This is a genomic window from Thermococcus sp. (genome assembly GCF_015521605.1).
Classification (GTDB): Archaea; Methanobacteriota_B; Thermococci; order Thermococcales; family Thermococcaceae; genus Thermococcus.
In genome coordinates this window covers 112,530-132,504 of sequence record NZ_WANV01000041.1, presented here as the reverse complement: position 1 = coordinate 132,504, position 19,975 = coordinate 112,530, and the positions used below count along the sequence as shown (strand labels likewise).

Here is a 19,975-nt window from a genome sequence, read left to right as displayed (position 1 = left end):
TTTTATGGACTTCACCAAGCTGTCCGCGTACATAGGCCTCTCCCTCCCCCTCATCTTTATGGTGGGACTGCTCGTTGTCGTGAGCCAGAACCCCTGGTTCTCCTTCAGGGAAAACGCCCTGAGCGACATGGGGTCGATAAAGAACCCTGTCAGCTACTACTTCAACGGCTTCCTGATGGCCTTCGCGGTTGTGGGCTTTATCGCGGCGGTGGGTGCCTTTAGAAACGGCCTGTCCTACCTGATGCCGCTCGCGATGGTATTCCTTTTCCTCGTGGGAGTTTTTCCGGAGGAGTACGCGCCCCATGCACCGTCAGCAGTACTCTTCTACGTCCTCGCACTGGCGGATATAGCCATCATCGGAATAAAACTCGGCCGTTCGGGTGTCTCCGTGGGCTACATCTGGTCCATCCTGGCCGTCCTTACCTTCGGCGTAATGCTCTACCTCATCAAGGCGAGGATCTTCAGGGGACTGGCGGTTCCGGAACTCATCGGGGCGGCGACGATACTGGCGTGGTTCGTTTACGTCGGCCTGCTTCAGCTCAGGGGGCTGGAACTCTGAGTTGAGGAAAACTTCATATATCCCTGTCCCCTTTCTCCAATCATGAAGGCCGTTGCGCTGTTGAGCTCGGGCATTGATTCACCCGTGGCGATCTACCTCATGCTCAGAAAGGGCTTTGAGGTGACCCCCGTTCACTTCAGGCAGAGCGGTAAGAAGGAGTCAAAAGTCCTGGAGCTATGCGAAATTCTGAGCAAGTACGGGAAGCTCAACGGGCCCGTAATCGTCGATGCCTACGAGGAGCAGGCATCGGTCTTTTCCAGGCTGGTGGAGATTGGAAAGGCCAAGTGGACGTGTCTTTTCTGCAAGTGGACGATGCTGAGGAAGGCCTGCAGGGTTGGACATGAAATCGGGGCAAAGGCTATAGTTACGGGCGACTCCCTCGGGCAGGTGGCATCGCAGACCCTCGACAACCTGCTGATAATAAGCACCGCGAGCGACCTGCCGGTTCTGCGGCCTCTCATCGGTATGGACAAGGAGGAGATAGTCAGAATCGCCAGGGAGATAGGCACTTTTGAGATAAGCGTTGAGCCTGAAGAGCCATGCCCCTTCGTTCCCAAGCACCCCGTGATCAGGGGCTCTCTGGGGGAGTTCAGGAGGATAAGGGAGAGGCTTGAGGCCGAGGGGGTTCTTTAGCCGCTATACGGTTCTCAAAACATGTGGTTTACCAGGGTGCTGTTATCTTGTACGCCTTCACCCCTTTCGTTGTCTGAACGTAGACGGTATCACCTTCGAGTTTGACTTTTAGTGGTCTGTCCCACTCTTCAAATTCTTTGCAGGCGATTTTTTCCAGGGTGTCTTTTTTGAATATGCAGACGCCGTTTTTCTCGGCTCCGTCGGTTGGGTAGAGGAAGTAGGCCACTGCGATGTACTTTTCATTCACGTCGAGGGGCATTCGTATTCCGGCGAGTTCGAAGGTTGAAATGTTTATGATGGAGACTTCCCTCATGGTATTGTCCTCAAAGACGTAAAGGTGTGCCCTGCCTTTGAGGTGTGCCGCGGTTATGTACAGCCTCTCCCCCACAAACTTGAAATGAGAGATGTACTCGTACACGCAAACCCTCTCGCGGAGCCTACCGGTCTTAACACTCACGAAATAAAGGCAACCTTCGTCCCTGAGGATTATACTCCTATTGCGGTACATTTTCGGTAGGCCTGAATATTTCTCCGCCCATAGGGGGGTTAGGTTGTAGTCAAACATTGCCATGAAGCTTCTCCATTCCCCCGGATAGTAAGAATGCACGACAACCCCGTCCGGGATACAGAAGTACTTCCCCTCCACACCCTCCAACGTTACGTTGGCTTTCGGCGTTCCGTTGAGGAAGAGGGTAAAGTTCACGAGATGCTCAAGCCCGCTCTGATAGTACTGGGATTTAACCTGAACTGCAGGCGGGCATTCAACGAAACCGGTGCTCTCCTCCTCGAAATCAACACCATCAGCCGTTATCTGAACAAGGGACCCATTATCCCCCGTTTCGTTTACGCCTGTTGAGAGGGTGGACCCATTTTGTGGGTGTAATCCCGCCTCACCAGGAGGGGACGAGCTCTCTCTTTGAACGAGAAACAGTGAAGCGGCGAAGACGAGAATTAAAAATCCAGCCAGAACCCTTCTGTCGTTTTTCATGGTCTTCCACCCTCCACTACCACAGGCTCAGTATTTTGTAGGCTTTCACTCCTTTAGTCGTTTTCACATAAACTATGTTCCCTTTAAGCTCGACCCTCAGAGGTCTGTCGCCTTTCTTGAACTCTTTGCAGGTTATCTTCATCAATCTACCGGCGGTGAAGACGCAGATCCCGTTCTTCTCGTTTCCCTTTTCATTGACGAGAGAATAAACCACGACTACATAGTTTCTGTTGGCATCTAGTAAAAGCTCGAAGTCTGAGAGTTCGCCCTCAACATAAGCGATTTCTCTCCTTACGACTTCCCCATCTCTCTGGCCATAGAGTGCCGCATAAGTCTCCAATGGGGGCTCTCTGGAGCTTATCAGAGTCAGGAAAATTCTGTTTTCTACGACCCGTGCATCTGAAATGTAGGCTCCAAAGACGCCCGGACAGAGCCAGTTTGTAAGGGTTCCGGTGGAAAGATCCAGGATATGTACGCATGAGGACCCCATACCTTCCCATTTGCGTGCATAGCTTGTAAGAACCAGCTCCTTGCGCGCCGAGGCTTTAAGGACAAGCCCCTCGTCTGTCTTCATGTACGGGATCTCAGGAATACCCCTTTCCCACACCGCGTTAAGTCTGTAATCAAAAAACACGGCATCTCCATCTTCACCTCCCTCTTCCGGATAGTACGTGTAAAGAAAAATGCCTCTTTCTGTACAGAAGTAACCCCAAGCGGATCCCTCCAGACTCCAATTGGTTTTTAAAGTGCTGTTTACGGAGATCGTGAAGTTTATGAAGTGTTGACGTTCGCGTTGATAATGTTCCGTCTTTACCTGAACGTATGGGGGACACGACGGGAACACCATAGTCTTGTTCTCAAAAGCTACTCCTTTTGCGTCAGTGGACATTAGAACTCCTTTGGGTGAGAAGTAAAGCATGGTTATCACTAGGAGGACGAGGATTGGGATTGTTGTTTTTTTCTTTTTGTTCATGGTCTTCTGCCCTCCACTACCATAGGCTGAGTATTCTATACGCTTTGACTCCTTTTGTTGTTTGCACGTACACGATGTTTTCTTCAAGTTTGATTTTCAACAGGCGTTCTCCCTCTTTGAGTTCTTTGCAGGCGATTTTTCGTAAGCTCTTTGCCGTGAGTACGCAAACGCCGTTCTTTTCTTCTCCCCTTTCGTTGGCTAGGAAGTATGCTACGGCCATGTACTCCTCGTTAGCGTCAATGAGCAGTCTAATGCCAACCCCCTCTCCGCGGATACTCGCAATTTCACTCTTCCTGAGTTTGTTGTTCTCTTTCACGTAAATGAAGGCTTTAGTTCTCAGGGGAGGAGCCTCAGGAACCCCAACAGTAACATAAACCCTGCCACGGAATATTTTAACGTGCGAGATATGGCCCCCGGTGATATCTGGACAAATCCATGAAATTATTCTCCCAGGTGATACGTTCCAGATATAGGCGCAAGAGCCCCCCGAGGACCCAAAGGTTGGGTTGTTCACGAGGATCAGGCCGTCTGGTGTGTTCTTGTAAGGGACTCCGGGCAGGTGGCGTTTCCACTTGAGGGTTAGGTTGTAATCGAAAAACGCCGCATCGACCCCAAGGTACTCATCTCCCGGGTAGTAGGCGTAAATGAACACCCCTTCCGGAGTGCAGAAGTGTTTTCCGGCTGGGCCTTTCAGGGTCATGTTGACTCTTAACGTCCCGTTGAGAATGAGTGTGAAGTTCATGAAGTGGTCAAGTTTCAGTTGATAATATTCCGCTTCCACTCGAAGACTTGGAGGACAGGGTATCGATGATGGGGTGGTTGAATCAAACTGTATTCCTCCCGCATTGGTAGGAATGAGAAGCCCTCTATGCAAAAAGTAAAATAGGAGCAAGACAATAAGCACAAAGAGCACTATCTTTTCCGCTTTTCTCATAACGCAATCACCACTTCACTACCCAGTCCCATCCACATTGATCCCCGTATTCTTCTCTAGTACAGATTGCAAAATTTTGGGACCTTGCTTGATCAGGTGCAAAGCATCCTCCACAGTGCCTATTTGCCCATTTGCAAGTGTTCCCTATATCTCCGCATCCACAGCAGCTTAGATAAGGGGTGTTGGTGTATAGTTTGTAGTACTCATAGTAATGGGGGACATCTGGATTCGAAAGGGGTTTTAAGTAGTTGGTGACAACCCAGCATCCGTATTTGTTGCATTCGACTTGCCAGATTATGTTGCTTTCCTGTAACTGGTTGCCTTCATTGGGATTGTATGCCCAACCATTGTAAAAGAGCTTTATCTGTATTGAGCCAAAGTCTTGGAATTGACTCCCTGGATGTATATTCACAGCTTCATCCCAATATTTCCTGAAGTCTGTACCTGTTTGTGGGAACTCGTAAGTGCAATATTCTCCCCAGAAGTAGTCTCTGTCGGGACTCCCGCTTTGATAAATCCCGACCCATACTGCAACTGGATGAAAATCCCGATAGTACACGTATGGGGCTTCTGAGGCATCAAGTGGATGGATGACTCCTGGTAGAGGAGAAGCTGTGCCATAGGAATTATAACAGTGCAAGTAAGAACAGAAGCAACCCTCTGCAATTCCAGTGTCTATTGCTAGGGGCTCTACTCCAGTAGTCGCTCCTATTAGTGTTTGTTTTCGTCCGGTTTCTTTGAGTGTTTTTAGGGTTTGCAGTTTCTCTTTCTCCTCGGCAAACTTGTAGATTTCTCTCCAGAGTTTTTCTCTCCTGTCAAGCAGGGTGAGGATTTCGTGGATGGTCTCTTCAGTGTAGTTCCCGGCTTCAACTTTCTTAAGCAGTTCTCTCATCCGCATGTCCGTTTGAACGACTCCTGTAAACGTCAGCTCCGCCGCCTGCCGGTAGTAGGCTATGAACCATGCCAAGTCCACGTCGGTTCTTACTGGGTGGACTTTTTTAACGTGCTCTTGGACGATGGTGCTCTCGGGTGGTAGTTTGTAGTTCAGAACTTTTCTCCCATAAGGAGTTTCCACAGTGTAGTTTTGAACGAGTTGGAGGCTGAGCTTTTGACGTTCAAGGTATTGTAACTCGTTGGTGAGGAGTCTAATCTCATCTTTTAGCCTCACAATTTCGAAGAGAATGCTCGTGTTTTTTGTAGTGTTCCACTTCTCGTAAAGCTTTTCGAGTTTTAACTTCTTTTGGTCAATTGCGTGGGTCAGGTTTGTGATGTTCGCTGTCAGGTTATCTAAGAGAGCGTTGACGTTGATGCACGAGCAACCCTGACAGGTCTGGGCTTGGTTTGTGGTTTGTGTTGTTCCTGCCTTGACTGTTTGGACACTACTCAGGAGGAGAACTCCAAGGAGGAGCATTGCTGCCCACTTCCGCATTCGCCCCCCCCAAAGACGTTATCAACTATAATTATTGAAAGTAGTATATAACACTTTCGTCCACAAAATACTAGGATTAAAACTTGCATTTGGATAATATACAACTGTTGGAGTTATGTCCAACGTATTTAAAACCCGGATTCATTACCCACTTTTGTGTATAACTGTTCGTTCACGGAAAGCTTTTAAGGGGTTTCCCCAAGGGGCTTCCGGTGATGGCAAATGAACGTGTTTAACAGCACCCTCGAACTGTTCGAGAAGTACAAGCCGACCCCCCTGGTCAGACTCTCAGCAGAGAGGGGGGATGTATTTTGCCAAGCTAGAGTTCTTTAACCCCTTCAGCAGGAGCATTAAGGACAGGGCCGTTTTTAACATGCTTATGAAGGCCCTGGAGCGCGGGGACATCAACGGCACGAAAAGGCTTTTTGAGGCCACCTCCGGCAACGTTGGGATTTCTCTGACGGCCTTGAGCAACGTTTTTGGAATCGAGTTCAGAGCCTACCTGCCGAAGCCAACGCCCAGGGCGACGCAGGTTCTCCTGAAGGTTCTCGGTGCGGAGGTCGTCATGACGGACTTTGAGACCATAGACCCGGCGATGGTGCGCTTTGTGCAGGAGGAGGCCAGGAGAGCCGGTGCGGTGAACCTCAACCAGTTCGAGAACGACGACAACTTCGACGCCCACTACCGCTTCACAGCCAGGGAAATCGAGGAACAGCTGAAGAGCATAGGGAAAACGCCCGACGTCATAATAGCCGGCATAGGGACGTCCGGACACATAGCAGGCATAGCGAGCTACTTCAAGGAGCGCTACGAAACGCAGGTTATCGGCGTCGTTCCGGCGAAGGGCGAGAAGATACCCGGCATCAAGAGGCTTGAGACGAGGCCCAAGTGGTACTTCCAGGTCGATATAGACAGGGTTTTGGAGATAACGAGGAGGGAGGCCATCGAGGGAGCCATCCGCGTTGCCAGAAGCGACGGTCTTCTCATAGGCCTCAGCTCCGGTGCCGTTGTTAAGGGTTATGAGAAAGTTGCCGAGGAACTCGGCGAGAGAACCTACGTCCTGGTCTTCCCGGACGATGGGTTTAAATACGTGGAGGTCTTTGAAAGCTACTTGGGGATGGTATGAGACGGCTTAGAGTTGCTTCCTCTCTCCTTTTTCTCAGCGGCTTTCTGCTCCTCTATTACGCCTACCTTCTGAGCTCCCCCATTTACCTGACCTTCGCGATATTCAACATGGGGCTTGCCTACGGCGTTGGGATTGAAAACAAGACCGCCATTAAGGTTGCCCTGATCTACGCGGCGGTGACATTTTTCTTCTCCCTGCTCTTCCTCATATCGGGCAACCTGATGGCCTTCGTCGAGGTGGCCATAAGCTTCTTCATAATCCACGATATCCTGGGCTACATCAAGGCCGTTGTGAGGGAGGAAGAGGAGAGGGAGAAGGGAACTGCCGGGGGCGTATCCGAGCCGACTTCCGAATAGTCGGCGTTTTTGGTGCCAGCTTACGGAACTGTTTTAAGAATTTAGGAGTAATATTGGGTTGGGGGTGATGCAGTGGGCGAGACCTTTGAGAGAACTCTCTTTGAGTATGCTGAAACAATCCGGCCGGGAGAGCTGGTTCTGGTGGAATATACTTCCAGGGAGCCCGTGTATCTGCTTTTCTGTGAGGTTCTCAGGTACGCCAAATTTGCAGGCATTCCTCTCGTCATAGTTGATGTCCTCGATGGGCTCCACGTCATCAGAACCCAGCTCAAGCTCGCCGGGATGGACACTTCCATGATAGAAGATGCCACCGTGGTCAAAATCGGAGGGAGAATAACCACCGGCAGGGTCATTGCAAGGATACAGGAAACGACCGAGCTCCCCATAATGAAGCGGCACTTTGTGAAGGTTCTGGAGAGAATCCACAGGGAAACCGGGGGCAGGCCATTCATACGCATTGTGGTTGGGGCGACGGAGCTCCTCCAGCAGCTGGAAACAGACCCTATGAAATGTGAGGAGTTCTTTGCCAGCATCATACGGCCGATAGTGGGTAACCCAATCTCAAGGGGGCTGGTGTTCATCAACAGGAAGCGGGTCATGAAGACGGGGCTCAAAGAGGCGGAGGAGCTCTCAACCCGTGTCCTCAGAACCCGGATAGAGGACGGGAAACTGATTATACGGGTCGCCAAGTCGATATACTTCGACGAGTACAGTGTCGAGGTCGAGGTTGACCCCCATGCCCTGAGGGAACACCTTGCCTCCAAGGGAGGTGAGAACGATGGCGGTAACTAAAACCGTGGAGGATGCTATAGCGAGTGTCAAAAAGATAATGCCCGGTGAGGTTGTGGTGGTTGAGTACACCTCGCTGGCTCCGGTGCATCTGGCGGTTTCCGTGCCCCTTCTAAGCCTCGGCAGGGACGTCCACGTCATAGTCAACGACATCTTCGACCAGCTCCACGTGGTTCGTTCCCACCTCTCCATAATGGGGATCGATACCGAGTGGATGGACGAGATGCCCGTAGTCAAGTTCGGAGGCGTCCTCCAGACCGGAAAGGTTATCAAAAGGATAAGCGTGCTCAAGGCCGCATCGGTTTGGCACGAGGAGTACAAAGAAGCCCTAAGGGAATTCAGGGGGCAAAAACTGGTCGTAACGCTAGGTCTTGAGAAGTTGATAAACATAAAGAAGGAACTTCCGGCGTCGTCCGTGTGCCGCATGTGCATCGCATCCGCCATGGGTGAGGAAGATACCATCACCATAGCGTTCGTTAACAGAGACATGCTCCCTGAGAGCGTCTTGGAAGACATACGGGAGCTGGCGAGTCGAGTGCTTGAGCTTGAATTCGAGAAGGGGAAGCTCTCGTTACGGGTTGTGAAGTCCCTTGACCTCAGGAATACCGGGGCCGAGTTCTCGGTCGATGCGAGCGAGCTGGTGAGACACCTCAACAACATGGGGAAGGGCTAAAGTCCGTGGCTGCCGGAGATGCTGCCTGTGGCGCGATCCAGGGCCCTCCACCTTATTCTTATCGCAGGGTTCTTTGCGATTCTTGGCTCGACAATGAGCAAGTCCCCCACCCTTCCCCTCTATGCCCGGAGCATTGGCCTCGGCAATGAGGCTATCGGTCTCGTGGCCGCTGCTTCAACCGTGACCGGAATCTTCGTAAACTTCACTTCCGGGCTTCTAAGCGATGTCTACGGCCGGAAAAAGCTCCTCAAAATGAGCGGTTTTGTGTTCCTCAGCGCGCCCCTCCTGTACTTTTTGGCTGGCGATGCCCTGACCCTCGCTCTGGTTCGGATTTACTATGGGGTCGCGACCGCCATCTTTGTCCCCGTTTCTTTTGCCCTGATAAGCGACATATACCCCCACAAAAAGGGCACTTTCATGGGACTCCTCAGCTCCTCCACCCTCATCGGCAGGGCGCTGGCACCTCTTCTGGCGGGAGGTATCATATACCTCCTTGGCTTTTCCGTGGTCTTCCTCCTGTGCTCCATGACAGGATTGCTTGTTTTTGTCCTCACCTTCAGGTTTCCGGACACAGGAGGGGAGCTCCAGCGGTTTGAACTCTCGTTCAGCTGGGAACTCCTCCTAATCGGTCTCCTTGACGCAGCGATTTATATGGCCTACCAGGGAATAGAGACATTCCTTCCCCTTTTTTACTACCTCCAGGACAGGCCCTGGCTCTCGGGAATGATACTGGCTGTTGAAGTCGCAATCATGGCGGTGGTTAAGCCCTACGCGGGTTACCTGAGCGACAGGATCGGCAGGACAAAGCCCATAGTTATCGGCATGAGCATCGTCGGACTTGCGATGCTGGTCTTTTCGCTCTCCGACTCACTGTGGTTGGTCGTGTTCGCGGCGGTTGCGTTTTCGGTGGGGGCTTCAATAAGCGAGGCCTCGACAAAGCCCCTCGCCGCAGAGGTGTCACGGCTCCGGGGGACGGCCCTAGGCTTTCTGGAGAGCATAAAGGACATCGGTCAGGCGCTGGGGCCGGTTTTGGTGGGGTTCCTTGGCTTCAGAATTGGCTTTGCTTTCATAGGGCTCTTTGGAATGGCATCCCTGGCGCTCTTCCTGTTTGCAGTGGGCAGGAACAAGGTTCAAAAAAGGGAAGGTGACTGAAGGATTTCAGATGCCGCGTGGTTCAGCATCCCTTCGGTTCTTTGACGATTATCCTTGCATCGACGACGACTGCGCCCTTGCCCTTCTCGTAGACGAAGACCGGGTTGAGGTCCATCTCCTTGATGTATTCTCTGAGGTCGTCGACGAGCTCGCTGACCTTGAGGAGAAGGTTAACTATGGCGTCTATGTCCGCCGGCTCCTCACCGCGCGCTCCCGCGAGAATCGGGTAGCTCTTTATCTCCTGGATCATCTTCCTAGCATCGCGCTCGGTTATCGGTACTATGCGGAAGGTGACGTCCTTGAGAACCTCCACGAATATCCCACCGAGGCCGAACATTATGGCGTGGCCGAACTGCGGGTCCTCGGTGACGCCTATGATGATTTCCCTCCCGACCTTGAGCATCGGTGCAATGAGAACACCCAGGATTTCGGCATCCGGGCGGTACTTCCTGGCGTTCTCGTGGATAACCTCCCACTTCTCCTTGAGCTCCTCGGGGGTCTTTATGTTGAGGAGAACTACCTTGGCGTCGCTTTTGTGGAGAATCTGCGGTGACATAAGCTTCATGGCGACGGGATAGCCGATTTCTTCGGCGTACTTAAGTGCCTCCTCAAGGGTCTTCGCGAGCTTTTCCTCCGGAACGGGAAGGCCGTAGGCCTTGAGCACCTGCTTCGCCTCGTACTCAACGAGCGAAGTCCTGCCGGAGGCCAAAACTTCCTTAATAACTTTAAGGGCTTCCTCCTTCATGATACCACCACCGAAAGATTAAGGGGCTAAGCACCCCTCCTGAGGTATTCAGCATATTTGACAAGACCGGCCAGGGCGCGGACACCCCTCTCGGGGGTCGGATAAACCGGAACTCCCTTGTCCTCAAGCATCTTTGCGTAATAGTCGGTCTTCTTACCACCCATTGCAACCGCGACTATGGGCTTGTCGCTCTTCTTCTGGTACTCCGCGAGGATGTCGATTATCTTCTCCTCCTCAAGGAGCGGAACCTGGAAGAGGACTATAACGACTATCGCATCGACGTTCGGGTCGTTCACAAAGCCCTCGATGGCGATTCTGTACCTCTCGGCGTCGGTGTCGCCTACGACGTCGGTTGGGTTCCCCGCCACAGCGTGCGGCGGGAAGTTCTCCTTGAGGAACTTGAGCGTCTCTTCGCTGAGGTCGGCCATCCTGAGGCCGAACTTTGCCACCGCATCGCTGGCCATGACGCCCGCTCCACCGCCGTCGGTGATGATGCCTATCCTGTCACCCTTCGGGAGCTTGTCCTTCAAAGCCGCAAAGGCCTTCGCGAGGTCGAACATGTGCTCGAAGTCCTCGGCGCGGATAATCCCGGTCTGCTTGAAGACGGCGTCGTAAATCGTGTCCGCTCCGGCCAGAGAGCCGGTGTGGGACGATGCGGCTTTGGCGCCGTACTCGGTTCTCCCGCTCTTGAGGGCTATGACCGGCTTGACCCTGGTTATCCTCCTCGCGCTCTCGATGAACTTCCTTCCGTCCTTAACGCCCTCGATGTAGAAGGTGACGACCTTTATGCTCTCGTCGTGGATGAAGTATTCCATCAGGTCTGCGTCGTCAACGTCGAGCTTGTTGCCGTAGCTAACCATCTTTCCTATGCCTATGCCTGCCATCGCCGCCCAATCGAGCATAGCGGCGGCAAAGGCACCGCTCTGGCTGACGAAAGCGATGGGCCCGCTCTTCGGTCTGTCCATCTTGCTCTCAGGCAGGAATACCGTGTCAACGCCGGTGTCCGGGACGTAGACACCGACACAGTTGGGACCGATGATCCTTATCCCGTTTTCGCGGGCTATCTCAAGTATCTCGCGCTCCAGCTTCTTGCCCTCTTCGCCGAGCTCACCGAAACCGCCGGTGATTATTATGACGGACTTTATCCCCTTCTTTGCTATCTGCCTCATCGTGTCCGGAACGAACGGTGCCGGAATTGAGATAACAGCCAGGTCAGTGTCCTCAGGGAGCTCCTCGACGCTCTTGTACACCCTGTATCCATCGATCTCGTCGAGCTTGGGGTTCACCGGATATATGTTGCCCTTAAAGATGCCCCTCTCTTTGTTCATCTTGAAGTTCTCAAAAATGACGTTTCCAACCTTACCCTTCTTGTTGGTTGCACCGATGATAGCGACGGCCTTCGGGTCGAAGAAGGGCCTCATGTCCTCCACTATCTTTTCCACCATTCCTATCCCTCCGCCAGAAACTGCTTCTCGCAAGAATTTCTGTTTAAATGTATAAAAGAGTTGCGTTTTGTAAAAATTGGACGCCAATGAACTGAAACGTCCATCAATGCAGACTTTTCAAAAATTCGAGGCTTCTCCGGGCAGATTCAATGTCGTTGACTTCGAGGGTCCACGTCGTCTTCGGGAGCCTTGGAATCACCTTGACCCAGGGGACTGTTCCGTCCCCCAGGGCGAGGTGCTCGTCCCTTTCTCCGGAGTTGTCATGGAGGTGGACGTGGATTATCCTGTCCCTAAAGACGTCGAGGAAACGCTCGAATTTCCCGGTCGTGGTGTTGAGGTGACCGACGTCAAAGGTCACCCCTATCTCAATATCCTCCACCAGCTCCCGGAGCCTCTCACACGTCTGGGCGTCCAGGATGGGGAAGCGGGGCATGTTCTCGACCCCAACCCTGACCCCGTACTCAGCGCCCCATTTAGCAACTGTCCTGAGGGACTCCCTGTGTATTTCGAGGTATCTCCTTCTGTTTTTCATGCTCACGGGCGAACAGTGTCCGGGATGAATAGTGACCGAAATGGCCCCCAGCTCTGCGGCCAGCTCTATGGTTTCCCTGACCACTTCCAGCGAGGCCTGCCTCAGCCTCTCGTTGAACGAGCCTATGTTGACGTCGCTGAAGGGGGCATGGACGGTTCCTTTCATGCCGAGGGACTCTAGGACTTCCCCAAAAAGGCGGCGGTTGTCCCTGCTCAGGTAGTGCGGCCATTCACTCAGGATTTCGATGTAATCGAAGCCAGCTCTCTTCGCAGTCCTGGCCCATTCCTCAAACCGGGAGAGGTCTTTCCAGTGATAAGCCGTCATGGACAGCCCGATCATTCAACCACCCGCTATCATTTTAGCCATAAGCACGACATAAAGCGTGCCGAATATGTCGCTGTTGTTGGATATGAGGGGTATCGCCACGTGGTCTGGGTCGATGTTCTTCTGGAAGATGAAATAGGATATCGTGTAGGAGTAGAGCATTATAAAGAGGGCCATGAAGGGGTACGTTAGGGCAACGAGCCAGGCCGAGCGTGGAACGGTCATTCCCGTCGTCAGCTTTACGAGGGCTATTCCTATGATGAGCATTGTGGTTCCTATGACTGGCGCCGTCGCAAAGAGGGCGAGTATGTCGGTGAAGGCCTTCGGACAGAGGAAGCTCTCTATCTCACCGAGGTGGAGCTTCGTCGAGGTCTTGGCTGCTATAATCGACCCGTAGTTCCCGAAGGAGCTGAGAAGCGAGGGATAGATAAAGCTCAGTACCACCGAGGCCTGGATGATCCCGCTGAACCTGGCCAGCAGCGAACCTGATATGGTGGATAGAAGTGCAAGGCCGGTTATCGTGATGAAGACCTGCTTCAGCTCAAGGAACTCCGCCTTCCTTACCCTGCTTATAGCGGCCACGATGAGGAAGAGGAGTATCATAGTGTAGTTGAAGAGCCTGAAAGCTTTGGGGGACTCTTCTATGAGGAGGATGAAGAGGACGAGTGATGGAACGGTCAGGAAGTCACCCATCGAGGCGACGAGCGGAGCGGCAACACTGTCAGGGTCGGTACCGCGCCTGAAGGAGAATATCGTCACGAAGGATGTGAAGTAGCCCAGGATGAAGGAAACCAGTATCGTAGAGGTTATGACTATGAGGAGGACGTCAAGGGCGTTCTTCTTTATTCCAGTGGCGACGCCGATGGCCCAGAGAAGGAAGATGGGGATGAGCGAGATGAGCATCCTAAGGACTATCTCCTTGAGAACCTTTTTGTCACGCAGGGAAGGTTCAAGGTCACCGAGGTAGAGCATCGTGGAGAAGCGCGAGGCCATTGAACCAAAAACGTTCCCGCGGAGGCCCATCATACCAGGAAGAACCACGAGAAGGCCGGGAAACTGGGTCCTTATCACTTCAAAGTACTTGCCCAGAAAAGTGCCCCCGAAGAGGCCGAATATCTGTGAGGTGAACAGGGACGGTAGCGTAACCCTGTAGGCTTCCCTGACCTTCTCCCTCAGCTCTGCCCTGACCTCTCCGCCGATCACTGCCATCACTCTCCATTGCCTTCACCCCGTAAGCATTGACCTTTGCGGGTATTAAACTTTTCGAAGGCGAAAACTAAATAAGATTTCCCATCTTTTCCCCCATCGGTGAGAGCCGGGTGGAAGAGTGGGACGAAATCGAGGTTCCCAGGAACGTTAAGGACATCTTCGTGGAGATGAAGAACACGGCTGAGCTGATGGTTGACCTGGCCTACTCCTCGATACTCTTCAACGAGGAGGAGATGGCCGAGGAAGTGCTTGAGCTTGAGGAGTACCTCGATCTGCTCAACTACCACCTCATGGTTCACGCGGTTCTGGCCGCGAGAAACCCCAAGGAGGCTGAGCAGATAACCTCCATACTCCACATGGCGCACGCGATAGATGACATGTCAAACGCTGCCGCAGACCTGGCGAAGATGGTTCTGGAAGGTGTGGAGCTTCACCCGGTCATAACCGAGGCTATACTGGGAAGCGAGGAGATAATAGGTAAAATCTACGTCTCCGCCGATTCGGTGCTGGTGGGCAGAACCCTGGAGGAGCTCGACCTTGCAACCAACACAGGTGTGTGGATCGTGGCTGTGAGACGTGGAAAGCGCTGGATCTTCGACCCCGACGGGGACTTCAAGATATTTCCCGGGGACATTCTCATCGGGAGGGGAACGGCCACGTCAATAGACTACCTCAAGGAGATAGCGAGGGGCAACATCAAGGTGATGGGCAATGAATGAGCTTGAGCAGATTAGGAACTGCCTCATCGAGATGAAGGACCTCTCCTCACTTATGGTCGACCTTGCCTTCTCGTCGGTCATGTACAACAGCGAGGACATCGCGGAAGAGGTCTACCTCCTCGAAGAGCGCATGGATGAGCTCACACTCAGGGTCAAAAGGCTCGCCCTGCTCCTCGCCAAGAAGGAGGACGACCCGCTGAAGCTCCTCAGCGTCATCGACATGGCGGAGATAAACGAGCAGATAAGCGATGCCGCCTACAAGATATCCGACCTCGTGCTGAGGGACGTCGAGCCCCACCCGATAATCAGGAGGATAATGGAGGACACCGAGGAGGAGCTCGGCAGGGTAACTGTCAGGAAGGGCTCCATCCTCCACGGCAAGACCCTCGAACAGCTCAAACTCCCCAGCAAAATTGGAACCAGGATACTGGCGATAAAGAGGGGGAGCAGGTACATCTACAACCCCGGAAGGAACGACACGATACAGGAGGGGGACGTCCTCATAGCCGTCGGCTCCGACCTCGACAGGCTGAGGAAGCTTGCGGGAGAGGAAGTTGAGGAAGAGGAATAACCTTCTTAATTCGAAAGCTTTTTATTATTCTCTGTGGTTCTTATCTCGATGCCGACGCGGATGGACAAGGCCTTCCTCGCAGGACTTTTGGTTGCCGTACTGATGACATACTCGATGGTGTGGCTACACGAAAGAACCCTCTATTCCCCCGGGGACACGGAGGAGATCACGCTGGCAACCTGGACATTTAACATAAACGCGAGCAATCTCTCGTGTATTCTGGGCAGGGAAAAGTTGCTGGGCTTTTACTCTTTCAGGAACTGGAGCGATATCTTTATTGCGTTCTCTTACTCTCCGGTGGCCATGAGGAACGTGGGCTGTGACGATTTTCCGATATCGGGTGAGTTCGTCCTCCATCTCAGGCCGAGGAACGAGTCGGTAGCTATAAGGCGTGTACTTTTCGTGGTGGAGAACGTGAGCAACGTCTCGGTGGATCCGATATTCCCGACCCAAGTGGGGGTCATGTACTTCAAAACCCCAGACGGCAGTTTTGAGGTGACCGAAACTCCCGTGCCCGGTCTCGAAATCTGGCAGGCCATCAGGGCCGAGGCGCTGAAGCCGAGCTGGGGCAACTCCCTTGACCTTACCCCCAAGATTCCCCTCGACGTCAGGAGGCGTGGTGGCGGAATGACCATTGAGGCCAGGGTGAGGTTCAGGCTGGAAATCGAATATCTCGTAAGGACTGGATTCTTTAAATCGGAGAAGAGGAAGATTGAGATAGAGATCCCGGCGGTTTATCGCCTGTATGGGTTTGAAAACTGCCCCTACGAGTGCTAACCCCGAGCCTTCCCCTTTATATCCGCGTCCGTTACCAGTCCCTTAGCGTAGGGGCACAGCTCCCTCAGCGGGCAGGAGTCGCACTTAGGCCTTAGGGGGTGGCATATCCTCTTCCCGTGGTCGACCATCGCGTGGTTGACGTAGATCCACTTCTCGTAGGGGATGAGCTCCGCCAGGTACTCCTCCACCTTCTCAGGGGCGACCCTCGGCGGGGCGAGGCCGAGGCGCTTGCTTATCCTGTTGACGTGGGTGTCGACCGGAATCGCCTGCCTGCCGAAGCCGTAAGCCAGGACTATGTTGGCGCACTTCCTCCCGATGCCGGGCAGCTTCATGAGCTCGCCGATGTCGTCCGGCACCTTTCCGCCGTATTTTTCGAGTATTATCCGGGAGGCCTTCACTATCCACTCTCCCTTGGTCTTCCAGAGGCCAACCCCGCTCCTTCTCAGAAACTCCTGCATCTCCTCGACGGGAGTTTTCGCTATGCTCTCAATGTCGTCGTATCTCCTGAAGAGCTCCTTCCAGACCTTATATGTCACCTCGTCCCTCATGCGCTGTGAGATTATGCAGTGTATCAGTGTCCGGTAAGGGTCGCCGATTAGGAGCTTCTCCCTTGGATGGGTTTCCATCAGAATCTCGACGATTTTTTCAGCCCTTTTTTTCTTCTCCTCCCAGCCCTCGTCAAAGGTGAACTTCTCAAGGCTTAACGAGCCTGATTTTGCTTCCCCCATGGATTATCACCACAGTTCCTTTGGAGACCCTAACTCCGTTAAGGTCATCGAACTCGTCGCTATAAATCTTTTGCCCGGTGTGGTTCAGAATCAGAACCTTTCTTCCGAGCACAACGACGAACCCCTTATCGAAGGGGATCACCTCACTCACCGGCTCGTCAAACTCAAAGTCCACGACCTCGGCGCTCCCCGTCGAGAAATCTATCCTTGTATTTCTCTCGACTTTCAGCGGTGAAGGCTCGGCCAGGAGAACCTTAAAGCGCAGCGGCTTTCCGAGAAGGTCCACCTCAATCTCCTCCCCCGTTCTGACCTCTGTGCCCATGAGCTTGCTCCGTATGACCTCGCTGAAGTCCGCCGGCAGTTCGGCCTCGAAGAGGGGCCTTAGAACGAGCCTCATACCATCACCACTGAATCATAGTGATGGGGGGTAATAAGAGTTCCCACCACAACCTTTTTAAGCAATATATCGTCCGATATATTTGGTGAGATAAATGGAACGTCCGAGTTTTAAAGGGTACATGAAAATACTCGTGCTCGACCTACTCCACGAGCCAAAACACGGATACGGTATAATGTCAGAGCTGGAGAGGCTGTACGGGATAAGACTGAGCGCCGGAACAGTGTATCCAATACTCTCCTCCCTGAGGAGGAGTGGCCTCATCGAAGTGGCAGGAACAGGGGCGAGAGAGAGAAAGACCTACGTCATCACGGAGAAGGGCAGGAAGTACCTGAAAGAGCACGCGGGGGAGCTTGAAGAGGCCAAGCGCAGGATGCGCGCCTACAAGGTCTTCCTTGAACTTGGGGGAGATGAGCTGAGGGCTGCCTTCAGGGAGCTGTTCGGGTCGGTGGATGAGCTGACCGATGAGCAGAGGGCGAAGATCAGGGAACTCCTCACCGGCTGCGCCAGAGAGCTGCGCCTGATTCTTCTTGGGGGCGAGTGAGATGAACGCAATAGAAGTTGAGAACCTTGTGAAGAAGTACGGTGACTTTGAGGCCGTTAGGGGGATATCCTTCAGCGTGAAGCAGGGTGAGATATTCGCCTTTCTGGGGCCGAACGGTGCCGGGAAGACCACCACCGTTCACGTTCTAACGACCCTCCTCAAGCCCACCGCCGGAAGGGCCACCGTTGCCGGCCATGACGTCCTTAAGGAACCGATAGCCGTGAGGAGGAAGATAGGGATAGTCTTTCAGGATCCGAGCGTTGACAGGGAACTTACCGCCTACGAGAACATGCTCATCCACGGCAGGATATACGGTCTGAGCGGGGACGAGCTGAAGGAGAAGATAGAACGCCTCCTCAAGTTCGTTGAGCTGTGGGAGTTCCGGAACAGACCCGTCAAGTTCTTCTCCGGCGGCATGCAGAGAAGGCTTGAGATAGCGCGCTCTCTTCTCCACGAGCCTGAAATACTGTTTCTCGACGAGCCGACGATAGGCCTCGACCCCCAGACGAGGGCCCACATCTGGGACTACATCAGAGCAATGAAGGAGGAGCACAACATGACGATTTTCCTCACCACCCACTACATGGACGAGGCCGAGCAGCTGGCCGACAGGATAGCCATAATGGACCACGGAAAGATAATCGCGGAGGGCACCGCCGAGGAGCTCAAGAAACTCGTGGGCAGCGACATAATCTACCTGAAGCTCCGGGCAAGGGATGAACTCAGGTGCCTCAAGGCGGATTTCATCAAGGGCTGCAAGATGCTCCCGGATGGACGGATACGGCTCGATGTGGACAACGCCGCTGAGGCTCTGCCAAAGCTCTTTGAACTGGCGAAGGAAACCGGCGTCCGGATTCTCGAGGTCACCTACCACAGACCGACGCTCAACGACGTCTTCCTGCACCTGACGGGCAGGGAAATCAGGGAGGAAGGCGGCGAGGGAGACATGGCGAAAATGATAATGAGGGCCAGGATGAGGAGGTGATGGCATGCAGGTCTTTTTCACCATGATATACCGCGAGCTGAAGCGCTTTTCCCGCTCCCGTGCGAGGGTCATCGGGAGCATAATCAACCCGCTCATCTGGCTCATCTTCTTCGGAAAGGGCTGGGCAGGTGTCTTTGACAACCCATTTGCGTCGCAGATATTCGGCGGCGTTGACTACATGACATACCTTGTGCCCGGAATAATCGCCATGACGGTCTTCAACATGAGCTTCATGCAGGGCATAACGCTCATCTGGGACAAGCAGTTCGGCTTTCTGAAGGAGATTCTCGTCGCCCCCGCCAGCAGAACAGAGGCAATACTCGGGAGAATCACAGGGGGAGCACTCATGGCCATGATACAGGGGGTCATAATCCTCGCGCTCAGCTTTTTCCTGGCTGACCTCAACGTCTCTGGAGTCCTCCCTGCGCTCGGCATGAGCTTCCTCGTCGGAATAGCGATAGCCGGCATGGGTGTCGCGATAGCGCTCAAGATGACCAGCATGGAAGGCTTCCAGATGATAGTGACCATGATAATGCTCCCCATGACCTTCCTCAGCGGTGCCTTCTACCCGATAAGCACGATGCCCGAGTGGATGCAGTGGCTGGCCAAGGTAAACCCCCTGACCTACGCGGTCGACGGTTCCAGGTATTATCTGGCTGGAGTCGAGCCGACCTTTGGAATCGTCACGGACTGGGTCGTGCTCATCGGTCTGGCGGCTCTGTTCGCCGGGATCGCGGCGCTGGGCTTCAGGAGGGCGACGATAGACTGAGAACAGTATCTCCAATATTCCTATTTTGGGTCGAAATCTTTTTATTTTTTCGAGTCCTAAGGACCCCGATGCGGAATGGAGCGTGCGGCACTGTTTGCCCTCATCCTCCTGGCTGTGGTTCCGTACTTTAGCCTTTACCCCGCCTACCTCTTCAAAAAGGGCCGACTCTCGGGGAGCTCTCTCACCGTTTACCTGACCTTCACCCTGGCCATCATTTCTATGGCCCTTGGGGCGGTCTTCGATTCCTTTGCCCTTGTCCTCCTGTCCCTGCTGGCCTTGATACTAACCGGGGTTTTGTCCTACCTCTCCCGGAAAAAGCTTGAGGAGGATGCATATTCGGTTGAAGTCAGTCCGGAGGAACAGCTGAAACTGGCGTGGTTCTTCCGGCTTGACTCCTACCTCTGGGTGTGGCTCGCCTACAGGATAGGTTCAACGAGGGCCGCTTTTCTGAACGTCCTCACAACATATCTTGCCGTTCTCGGGACTATAGCTCTGTTGAATTATTATCTCGGCGGCCACTTTCCCCTGAAGTCCTTCGCAGTCGTCTATGCGGTCATAATGGTTTTCCAGTTCAGAGGGTCCTACAGGAGGCTCTACGAGAAAACGAAAAAAGATTGA

At 53.3% G+C, this 19,975-nt stretch carries 23 protein-coding genes and 1 pseudogene; 14 read left to right on the top strand and 10 right to left on the bottom strand.

Going from position 1 to position 19,975, the window contains the following annotated elements:
- Positions 1-4 precede the first annotated feature (4 nt).
- Both F7C11_RS11320 and F7C11_RS11315 read left to right on the top strand, forming a co-directional pair.
- Entirely contained in the window at positions 5-559 is a 555-nt protein-coding gene (locus F7C11_RS11320) for a DUF998 domain-containing protein (RefSeq protein ID WP_297093485.1), read from the top strand.
- A 42-nt stretch (positions 560-601) separates the two neighbouring features.
- Entirely contained in the window at positions 602-1,192 is a 591-nt protein-coding gene (locus tag F7C11_RS11315) for a hypothetical protein (protein WP_297093483.1), read from the top strand.
- A 28-nt stretch (positions 1,193-1,220) separates the two neighbouring features.
- Here F7C11_RS11315 and F7C11_RS11310 read toward each other — a convergent pair whose 3' ends face one another.
- Genes F7C11_RS11310 through F7C11_RS11295 form a run of 4 tightly spaced genes read right to left on the bottom strand, consistent with a single transcriptional unit; the run spans position 1,221 to position 5,516 of the window.
- Positions 1,221-2,180, bottom strand: coding sequence for a hypothetical protein (locus F7C11_RS11310; RefSeq protein ID WP_297093481.1), 960 nt, complete (start codon positions 2,178-2,180; stop codon positions 1,221-1,223).
- 16 nt (positions 2,181-2,196) lie between these two features.
- Positions 2,197-3,153, bottom strand: a complete 957-nt coding sequence (locus F7C11_RS11305) for a hypothetical protein (RefSeq protein WP_297093479.1) — start codon at positions 3,151-3,153, stop codon at positions 2,197-2,199.
- A 16-nt stretch (positions 3,154-3,169) separates the two neighbouring features.
- Entirely contained in the window at positions 3,170-4,087 is a 918-nt protein-coding gene (locus tag F7C11_RS11300) for a hypothetical protein (RefSeq protein WP_297093477.1), read from the bottom strand.
- A 7-nt stretch (positions 4,088-4,094) separates the two neighbouring features.
- Positions 4,095-5,516: a hypothetical protein gene (locus F7C11_RS11295; RefSeq protein WP_297093475.1), complete on the bottom strand. Its 1,422-nt coding sequence runs from the start codon at positions 5,514-5,516 to the stop codon at positions 4,095-4,097.
- Between the two features lie 298 nt (positions 5,517-5,814).
- Between F7C11_RS11295 and F7C11_RS11290 the strand changes: the two are divergent.
- From F7C11_RS11290 to F7C11_RS11270, 5 genes and pseudogenes are all read left to right on the top strand, one after another.
- Positions 5,815-6,642, top strand: a pseudogene (locus F7C11_RS11290) (cysteine synthase family protein); the annotation flags it as partial.
- Positions 6,639-6,998: a hypothetical protein gene (locus tag F7C11_RS11285; RefSeq protein ID WP_297093473.1), complete on the top strand. Its 360-nt coding sequence runs from the start codon at positions 6,639-6,641 to the stop codon at positions 6,996-6,998. The pseudogene F7C11_RS11290 and the gene F7C11_RS11285, both read left to right, overlap by 4 nt.
- 72 nt (positions 6,999-7,070) lie before the next feature.
- Entirely contained in the window at positions 7,071-7,790 is a 720-nt protein-coding gene (locus tag F7C11_RS11280) for a DUF257 family protein (RefSeq protein WP_297093470.1), read from the top strand.
- Positions 7,777-8,460: a DUF257 family protein gene (locus tag F7C11_RS11275; protein WP_297093469.1), complete on the top strand. Its 684-nt coding sequence runs from the start codon at positions 7,777-7,779 to the stop codon at positions 8,458-8,460. Before F7C11_RS11280 ends, F7C11_RS11275 begins: the two co-directional genes overlap by 14 nt.
- A 27-nt stretch (positions 8,461-8,487) precedes the next feature.
- Positions 8,488-9,612, top strand: a complete 1,125-nt coding sequence (locus F7C11_RS11270; RefSeq protein WP_297093467.1) for an MFS transporter — start codon at positions 8,488-8,490, stop codon at positions 9,610-9,612.
- 22 nt (positions 9,613-9,634) lie between these two features.
- On the opposite strand, the gene F7C11_RS11265 is transcribed toward F7C11_RS11270, so the two are convergent.
- The 4 genes from F7C11_RS11265 to F7C11_RS11250 all read right to left on the bottom strand — a co-directional run bounded on the left by F7C11_RS11265 (position 9,635) and on the right by F7C11_RS11250 (position 13,867).
- The gene (locus F7C11_RS11265) at positions 9,635-10,357 is read right to left on the bottom strand and encodes an acetate--CoA ligase family protein (RefSeq protein WP_297093465.1); all 723 of its coding nucleotides are present in this window, start codon (positions 10,355-10,357) and stop codon (positions 9,635-9,637) included.
- A gap of 26 nt (positions 10,358-10,383) precedes the next feature.
- A complete protein-coding gene (locus F7C11_RS11260) occupies positions 10,384-11,802 on the bottom strand; it encodes an acetate--CoA ligase family protein (RefSeq protein ID WP_297093463.1) in 1,419 nt (472 codons plus the stop codon).
- A gap of 103 nt (positions 11,803-11,905) precedes the next feature.
- Positions 11,906-12,673 (bottom strand): sugar phosphate isomerase/epimerase, encoded by a 768-nt coding sequence (locus tag F7C11_RS11255; RefSeq protein ID WP_297093461.1) that lies wholly within the window; start codon positions 12,671-12,673, stop codon positions 11,906-11,908.
- A complete protein-coding gene (locus F7C11_RS11250; RefSeq protein WP_297093540.1) occupies positions 12,674-13,867 on the bottom strand; it encodes a magnesium transporter in 1,194 nt (397 codons plus the stop codon).
- A 110-nt stretch (positions 13,868-13,977) separates the two neighbouring features.
- Here F7C11_RS11250 and F7C11_RS11245 point away from each other — a divergent pair, with 110 nt between their 5' ends.
- Genes F7C11_RS11245 through F7C11_RS11235 form a run of 3 tightly spaced genes read left to right on the top strand, consistent with a single transcriptional unit; the run spans position 13,978 to position 15,934 of the window.
- Complete coding sequence (locus F7C11_RS11245; protein ID WP_297093459.1) at positions 13,978-14,586, top strand: potassium channel family protein; 609 nt, start codon at positions 13,978-13,980, stop codon at positions 14,584-14,586.
- Positions 14,579-15,157, top strand: a complete 579-nt coding sequence (locus tag F7C11_RS11240; protein WP_297093457.1) for a potassium channel family protein — start codon at positions 14,579-14,581, stop codon at positions 15,155-15,157. The genes F7C11_RS11245 and F7C11_RS11240 overlap by 8 nt, the downstream gene beginning before the upstream one ends.
- Positions 15,158-15,205: 48 nt before the next feature.
- On the top strand, positions 15,206-15,934 hold the full coding sequence (locus F7C11_RS11235) for a hypothetical protein (protein WP_297093455.1): 729 nt from the start codon (positions 15,206-15,208) through the stop codon (positions 15,932-15,934).
- On the opposite strand, the gene nth is transcribed toward F7C11_RS11235, so the two are convergent.
- Positions 15,931-16,662, bottom strand: coding sequence for an endonuclease III (gene nth / locus F7C11_RS11230; protein WP_297093453.1), 732 nt, complete (start codon positions 16,660-16,662; stop codon positions 15,931-15,933). The genes F7C11_RS11235 and nth overlap by 4 nt on opposite strands.
- Positions 16,628-17,059, bottom strand: a complete 432-nt coding sequence (locus F7C11_RS11225; RefSeq protein WP_297093452.1) for an ATPase — start codon at positions 17,057-17,059, stop codon at positions 16,628-16,630. The genes nth and F7C11_RS11225 overlap by 35 nt, the downstream gene beginning before the upstream one ends.
- A 94-nt stretch (positions 17,060-17,153) precedes the next feature.
- Here F7C11_RS11225 and F7C11_RS11220 point away from each other — a divergent pair, with 94 nt between their 5' ends.
- The 4 genes from F7C11_RS11220 (at position 17,154) to F7C11_RS11205 (ending at position 19,975) form a co-directional block, all read left to right on the top strand.
- Complete coding sequence (locus F7C11_RS11220) at positions 17,154-17,603, top strand: PadR family transcriptional regulator (protein ID WP_297093451.1); 450 nt, start codon at positions 17,154-17,156, stop codon at positions 17,601-17,603.
- 1 nt (position 17,604) lies between these two features.
- On the top strand, positions 17,605-18,588 hold the full coding sequence (locus F7C11_RS11215) for an ATP-binding cassette domain-containing protein (protein ID WP_297093449.1): 984 nt from the start codon (positions 17,605-17,607) through the stop codon (positions 18,586-18,588).
- 4 nt (positions 18,589-18,592) lie between these two features.
- Positions 18,593-19,357 (top strand): ABC transporter permease, encoded by a 765-nt coding sequence (locus F7C11_RS11210; protein WP_297093447.1) that lies wholly within the window; start codon positions 18,593-18,595, stop codon positions 19,355-19,357.
- Between the two features lie 75 nt (positions 19,358-19,432).
- A complete protein-coding gene (locus tag F7C11_RS11205) occupies positions 19,433-19,975 on the top strand; it encodes a hypothetical protein (protein WP_297093445.1) in 543 nt (180 codons plus the stop codon).

What these genes read in the sequence shown, in the direction of transcription:
- F7C11_RS11320 (WP_297093485.1), top strand. Translation starts at nt 5, where the DNA reads ATGGACTTCACCAAGCTGTCCGCGTACATAGGCCTCTCCCTCCCCCTC.
- F7C11_RS11315 (WP_297093483.1), top strand. Translation starts at nt 602, where the DNA reads ATGAAGGCCGTTGCGCTGTTGAGCTCGGGCATTGATTCACCCGTGGCG.
- F7C11_RS11310 (WP_297093481.1), bottom strand. Translation starts at nt 2,180, where the DNA reads ATGAAAAACGACAGAAGGGTTCTGGCTGGATTTTTAATTCTCGTCTTC.
- F7C11_RS11305 (WP_297093479.1), bottom strand. Translation starts at nt 3,153, where the DNA reads ATGAACAAAAAGAAAAAAACAACAATCCCAATCCTCGTCCTCCTAGTG.
- F7C11_RS11300 (WP_297093477.1), bottom strand. Translation starts at nt 4,087, where the DNA reads ATGAGAAAAGCGGAAAAGATAGTGCTCTTTGTGCTTATTGTCTTGCTC.
- F7C11_RS11295 (WP_297093475.1), bottom strand. Translation starts at nt 5,516, where the DNA reads ATGCGGAAGTGGGCAGCAATGCTCCTCCTTGGAGTTCTCCTCCTGAGT.
- F7C11_RS11285 (WP_297093473.1), top strand. Translation starts at nt 6,639, where the DNA reads ATGAGACGGCTTAGAGTTGCTTCCTCTCTCCTTTTTCTCAGCGGCTTT.
- F7C11_RS11275 (WP_297093469.1), top strand. Translation starts at nt 7,777, where the DNA reads ATGGCGGTAACTAAAACCGTGGAGGATGCTATAGCGAGTGTCAAAAAG.
- F7C11_RS11265 (WP_297093465.1), bottom strand. Translation starts at nt 10,357, where the DNA reads ATGAAGGAGGAAGCCCTTAAAGTTATTAAGGAAGTTTTGGCCTCCGGC.
- F7C11_RS11260 (WP_297093463.1), bottom strand. Translation starts at nt 11,802, where the DNA reads ATGGTGGAAAAGATAGTGGAGGACATGAGGCCCTTCTTCGACCCGAAG.
- F7C11_RS11255 (WP_297093461.1), bottom strand. Translation starts at nt 12,673, where the DNA reads ATGATCGGGCTGTCCATGACGGCTTATCACTGGAAAGACCTCTCCCGG.
- F7C11_RS11250 (WP_297093540.1), bottom strand. Translation starts at nt 13,867, where the DNA reads ATGGCAGTGATCGGCGGAGAGGTCAGGGCAGAGCTGAGGGAGAAGGTC.
- F7C11_RS11240 (WP_297093457.1), top strand. Translation starts at nt 14,579, where the DNA reads ATGAATGAGCTTGAGCAGATTAGGAACTGCCTCATCGAGATGAAGGAC.
- F7C11_RS11235 (WP_297093455.1), top strand. Translation starts at nt 15,206, where the DNA reads ATGCCGACGCGGATGGACAAGGCCTTCCTCGCAGGACTTTTGGTTGCC.
- nth (WP_297093453.1), bottom strand. Translation starts at nt 16,662, where the DNA reads ATGGGGGAAGCAAAATCAGGCTCGTTAAGCCTTGAGAAGTTCACCTTT.
- F7C11_RS11225 (WP_297093452.1), bottom strand. Translation starts at nt 17,059, where the DNA reads ATGAGGCTCGTTCTAAGGCCCCTCTTCGAGGCCGAACTGCCGGCGGAC.
- F7C11_RS11220 (WP_297093451.1), top strand. Translation starts at nt 17,154, where the DNA reads ATGGAACGTCCGAGTTTTAAAGGGTACATGAAAATACTCGTGCTCGAC.
- F7C11_RS11215 (WP_297093449.1), top strand. Translation starts at nt 17,605, where the DNA reads ATGAACGCAATAGAAGTTGAGAACCTTGTGAAGAAGTACGGTGACTTT.
- F7C11_RS11210 (WP_297093447.1), top strand. Translation starts at nt 18,593, where the DNA reads ATGCAGGTCTTTTTCACCATGATATACCGCGAGCTGAAGCGCTTTTCC.
- F7C11_RS11205 (WP_297093445.1), top strand. Translation starts at nt 19,433, where the DNA reads ATGGAGCGTGCGGCACTGTTTGCCCTCATCCTCCTGGCTGTGGTTCCG.